Source organism: Sulfitobacter sediminis (assembly GCF_040811725.1).
In the GTDB taxonomy this organism is placed as follows: domain Bacteria; phylum Pseudomonadota; class Alphaproteobacteria; order Rhodobacterales; family Rhodobacteraceae; genus Sulfitobacter; species Sulfitobacter sediminis.
On the sequence record NZ_JBFNXX010000063.1, the window covers coordinates 1 to 5,328 of the forward strand.

The following is a 5,328-nucleotide window of genomic DNA, read 5'->3' on the forward strand; positions in this document are numbered from 1 at the left end:
TGCTTCTCCTTCTGCTTCGGGTAAACCCTCTCAGGGTAACCCACCGGGGAAAGCAGCCGGTTCATCCCATTAGCGGACCACGAAGTTACGCGCTCGAAAGGAAGAACTGCGTAGCAAGCCGACCTTGCCCTGCCTTGGTGCCGCAAGAGTCAAGCACCATTGCCTGCCGCCTCAGAACTTGCTGAAAGCAAACAGTGCGCAAACACAGCCCTAGCCGTAAGCAGTGTCGTCAAGACCAGTTGACCACTGCTATCAAGCCTTCGCACCCAGAAGCCGTGCAAGGGCGCCGACTAGGAATGCTGTCGTCAGGCCGAACATCAGTATGCCGCAAACCGATGCCATGGCGCCTAGGACGCGAAATGCCTCGGTCAGGGTGATGTCGCCGTAGCCAAGCGTCGTGTAGGTGACGAGCGAGAAGTAGATCGGCGCCTCGTAGCCTTGAAGGGCACCGGTCGCCCAAAAGGTGAGCGCCCAAAGATACACTTGCACTGTATGAGAGAATAGAAGCAGCAAGAAGAGCAGAGCAATGGACTTGAAACCTGAGACGAAAGTCACTGCCTGATGAAAAGGCTGTTTGGCGCGCAACCAGGCAATCGCCGCCATCGCCACCGCGATGTGTATTGCCGCACACCCGAGAATAAGCGTGCTACCGAGGCCGATTTGAACCGCGACCGGCATAGGCGTCAGTCCGGAACCGCGGCGCCGCGAAAAAACAGCCGGTAGAGTGGCGGCACAAAAAGCAGCGTTAGCGGCGAAGCGAGAAGCAGCCCACCTATCATCAGTGCCGCCATGGGCTCGAAAAGCGCGCCGCCGAACAGCGCCATAGGGATGAGACCTAGAACAGTCGTGAGGGAGGTTAGCAAGACCGGGTTGAGCCGTTTCTTCGACGCGACGACAATGGCATCGTCAAGGGGGAGCGTTCTGCGTTCGATGTCGATTTGGTCGATCAGCACGATGGCGTTATTAATGATGATGCCCATCAGTGAAATCAGTCCAAGAATAGCAAAAAAGGACAGTGGCTGACCGGTAAGCAGTAGAGCCAACGGCGCGCCGATAAGAATCATCGGGATGGTCAGGAATGTGATTGCCACACGGCGGATCGAGTTGAACTGGAACACCAGCGCCGCGATCATGACGACGAGCGCATAGGGCATCCCCTCCGCCAAGTTGGCATTCGCCTCTGCCGCGTCGGCACTTTCGCCGCCGATCCGGATCCGATAGCCCGGTTCGAGGTCGAGTTCTGCGAGTGTAGGGGCAATTAGCGCTTCAACCTCTGCAGCAGCCAGAGTGCTGCTTTTGCCGGACACTGTTATCTGGCGAACCTGATTTTCACGGCGCAGTTGGGACAGCTCAAGCCGTGGCTGGAAGCGCGCGACCTGATCGAGCGAGATGAGCCCGTTTTGCGTGGGAACGGTCAGGTTGGCGAGGTCTTCCAGGCTATCACGGAACGCTTCTTCAGCCCGTACCACGATTGGGATCTGGTCTGTCCCGTCACGGAACACCGAGAACTCGGCCCCCGAGAAAAATGCCTGCATCAAGTTCGAGAGATCCTTTGACGTAACGCCCAGTTCGCGCGCCTTTTCCTGCAGAATATCAATACCGACCGTCAAGCTCTTGTTGCCCCAGTCGTTGGCGTTGAGCACGAGGCCGGGAACGCTGTCGAAAGCCGCTTCGACCTTGGCAGCCGCCGAAAGCAAGTAATCGGCGTCGGGCCCGGTAATTTCGACCTCCACGATGCCGGACTCGCTGCCTCCCATCGACAGCCGCGTGACCCGAGCCCGAACCGCGGGATGATTGGCGAGCAGATACTGGCGGGCTCGCTCCGCCGCTGACACGGCGCCTTCGAAGCTGTGGGTGTTGACCACGAAGAACGCGCTTGCAGGATCGGTGTCGGCAGGCGAAAGCGCAAGATAGAACCGTGGGCCGCCGTGGCCAACGAAAAGCGTGGTGCTGACGACCTCTGAATTGATCTCGGCATCGCGCAGCCAGGCGTCGATGGCAAGAGCCTCGTCCCGTGTGGCGGTGATGGAACTACCCTTGGGCAGGTCCACATAGATTAGATATTCCGCACGCTCCGAAAGCGGGAACATCTCGGATCTCAATGCCCCGAAGCTGTTGACCCCGAAAGCTACGATGCCATAGCACACGACCGCAACGGGGATACCCCACGGCAGCAGCGGTCGGATCAACTCCCCATAGATGCGTACAATCGCAGCTTCTTTTTCGATCTTTGCGGCCTTGGGGCGCAATAGCGCGGCGGCCAGGAATGGCAGGATGTAGTGTGCAGTCAACCAGGACCCTGCCAACATCAGAGCCACGACAGCGCCGAGCGAAAAGGCGAACTCCCCGGTGGTGCCTTCCAGGATCAACATCGGCAGGAAGGCAGAGACAGTGGTGATTGAGGCAACGGCAAGCGGCACAAAGAACTGTCCGCCCGCCGCGGTCGCTGCATCCGCAGGTTCGGCACCCTGGTTGATCCGTCGGTCGATATCCTCGACAACCACCAGCCCGTTATCGACCAGAAGACCTAGCGAGATGATGACGGCGGCGATCGAGATCTGTTCGAGGTCGATGCCCCATTGCGACATTCCCAGAAGCGCGAAAGTGACCGTGAAGGGGACGATGCTGGCGATGACCAGCGCGGGGCGGAAGCCAAGAAAAACCAGCATCACGACAAACACGACCGCGAAGGTCTGGCCGACATTCGAAAGCGCCCCGTTGATCGACTGCGTGACGTTCGTTTCTTGGAAGGTTGAGATATTGTAGGCAATACCGATAGGCTGCGCGTTCTCCAGCCCGGATATCTCTTTCCGCAGTGTCCGGCCGAGTTTCTGGATATCGCGTTCGTCCGACATCTCGACACTGACCAGTACGGCCGACTGACCGTTGAAATAGACCGGGCGCTGCGGCGGATCGACATAACCGCGCCGTACGCTCATCAGGTCGTTGAGGCGAACGATTTCTCCGGTCGGGAGTTGGGTCAAGACCGCCGCTAGGTCTTGAAGCGACCCGAGATTACCGTTGGCCTCGAGAAAGATATTCGTGCCGTCAGCGTCGATCCGCCCGGCAGGCAGAATGACGTTCTGAGAACTGAGATCGCTCAGGAGTTGGGGCAATTGAACGCCGATTGCCGCAAGCCTGCGGCTGTCAATCTCGAGCCAGATACGTTCTTCTTGATTGCCTGACAGCGTGATCTTGGTGACGCCGGGCACGTTGTAAAGTCCTGTCTGCAGGTCTTCCGCCGCGTCCTCGATTTCCGCATAGGTGAAGCCTTCACCCGTCACAGCGATGGTTGCGATTGCCACGTCGCCGTAGTCGGTGTTGACGAATGGCCCGATGGTGCCGTCCGGCAATTCGGCAGCCGAGTCCTCCATCTTGGTACGGATATCGGCAAACACCTGCTCCAACTGCTCCGAAGGAACGCCGTCGCCGACGACGACGCTAAGTTGCGCGCGTCCCGTCGTAATTAGTGTGGAAATGTCGTCGACCTCACCGATCTCGCGTGCGGCTCGTTCCAGCGGTATCGCAATCAGGTTTTCTACCCGCGTCGGTTCCATACCCGGAAACTGTGCCGAGACGATCACTGTGCGGATCGTGATTGCCGGGTTCTCTCGCTTGGGCAGGGCAAAATAGCTAAGTGTTCCGATCAGCAGCAGCCCCATCATCACCAGCAATGTGAACCGCGATTTCTCGATACCGAAACGGGCTAGCAAGTCCATCCGGTCAGTCCCCGTCGTTGAGCAGCCTGACTTCCTGACCTTCCTTCAGGAAGGAAACACCGGCCGAGGCAACAAGATCGCCCACAGCAAGCCCATCGGTTGCGACGATCATATTCTCGCGAATGCCGCCAACCGTTACCTGGCGGCGTTTGACGGTTGAGCTTTGTGGGTCGAAAACAAAGACCGCTGCGGTAGCGGGCGCTTGCGCGTCGCCAGGACTGCCGCTTGCACCGTCCTTGATGAGGGCGGACAAAGGCAGCGTATAGCCTTCGCGTGTTGGCAGAGGATAGTCGATTGCGGCCTCCACAGCCATTCCCGCTTTCAACAGTGGATGGGCCTCTCGCAATTCTAGCACAATGGGAAAGCTTGAAACCGCATCGGCCCGTGCACCGATTTCGCTGACCACAGCAGCAAGCGTGATGTCGGGCCGGTCGGCCAGCCGCACACGTGCAGGCGTCCCCACGACAAGTTGGCTGACCGCATCGAAGCTGACCGAGAACGACACTTCGAAATCTTTGGCCGAGTAGATGGACGCAATTGGCGTCCCAGCTCCAACAGTGGAGAAGGGCGTGGCCTCGACCGAGTTCACAACCCCGTCGAAAGGCGCGCGCAGATCGGCTTTCTCAAGAGTTTCTCGGGCAGACTTCAGCGACGTTTCGGCCTGTTGCAGCGACGCCGCCGCGGCCTCCGCCTGGGTCCGGGCTTCGTCGACCGCAACCCGTGTCGTGGCTCCGCGGGACAGGAGCTCCTCTTGACGGGTCAGCGTATTTTCCGCGTTGCGCGAACTAGCTTCCGCCTGCGCTACCGCGGCCTCGGCAGAATCCACCTGTAGCTGCAACGATGCCGTGTCGAGACGGGCAATCGTCTCACCCACGGACAGGCGCTGCCCGACATCAAGCTCCAACGCGTCCAAAGTGCCGCCGACTTCGAAAGATAGAACGGTCAGATCTGAGGGCTCCAGCACTCCTGGAAAGCGCCTGGTCTGCGTCTGTTCGAATTCTGCAATCTCATGAACTTTTAGCCCGCGGACGACCGGTTCCGACGAAACCTCATCTTCGCGACAGCCCCCGAGCAAAAGGACAAATAAGAAAACAGCTGTGGACTGGCCAAATCGCAACGTCGTCCCCTTCATCAATGTAGAAAGCATGTCCTATTACAAGGAAACTGTCCACGGGCAGAGCATGCTGGCTGTTTCCCTAGATCGCCAAAGACTGGTTCGCGAAACAGGTCCGCCGCCTTTGGCTGATCTTGTCTCCCAAAATGGATGCTAGGTGCAGCTAGCCGCCCTTGGCACAAACGTAGCAAATGGCTGCTCCGTCCGAATGTGAGACGTCCGTAATCGGCGCAGCGTAAGACCGGTTTGGATTTCGGCCAATTTGGACGAGTTCAATGGCCGCTTTCGGGAAACGGTGCTGCGCCGCCGCGTCTGGTTGAGAAATTTGATTGTCGCGCGTATGGAAGTTTCGCTGCACCAGCATCAGGCGGGAAAGTCCGCTCAGCAGAACTTAGTGCTGTGCGCAGCTAATGGCTGGAACGAGCCCATTGGAGCCATAGTGTTTTTGTTGGAAAAGACCGCATTTGTCATCTGGCAAAGTTTTAGTACAGTTCT

The 5,328-nt window shown here is 58.5% G+C and carries 4 protein-coding genes; 1 reads left to right on the forward strand and 3 read right to left on the reverse strand.

The features are described from left to right. Nucleotides 1-252: 252 nt before the first annotated feature. The 3 genes from AB2B41_RS22910 to AB2B41_RS22920 are packed head-to-tail and all read right to left on the reverse strand — an operon-like array spanning nucleotide 253 to nucleotide 4,866. Nucleotides 253-678 carry an ion channel gene (locus AB2B41_RS22910; RefSeq protein WP_367880147.1) on the reverse strand — a complete coding sequence of 142 codons (426 nt, stop codon included), beginning with the start codon at nucleotides 676-678 and terminating at the stop codon, nucleotides 253-255. Nucleotides 679-683: 5 nt separating this feature from the next. Beyond that, complete coding sequence (locus AB2B41_RS22915; RefSeq protein ID WP_367880148.1) at nucleotides 684-3,719, reverse strand: efflux RND transporter permease subunit; 3,036 nt, start codon at nucleotides 3,717-3,719, stop codon at nucleotides 684-686. Nucleotides 3,720-3,723: 4 nt separating this feature from the next. Then, a complete protein-coding gene (locus tag AB2B41_RS22920; RefSeq protein WP_367880149.1) occupies nucleotides 3,724-4,866 on the reverse strand; it encodes an efflux RND transporter periplasmic adaptor subunit in 1,143 nt (380 codons plus the stop codon). A 229-nt stretch (nucleotides 4,867-5,095) separates the two neighbouring features. On the opposite strand from AB2B41_RS22920, the gene AB2B41_RS22925 reads away from it, so the two are divergent. Continuing rightward, on the forward strand, nucleotides 5,096-5,328 hold a 233-nt coding region (locus AB2B41_RS22925), incomplete at its 3' end, for a hypothetical protein (protein ID WP_367880150.1).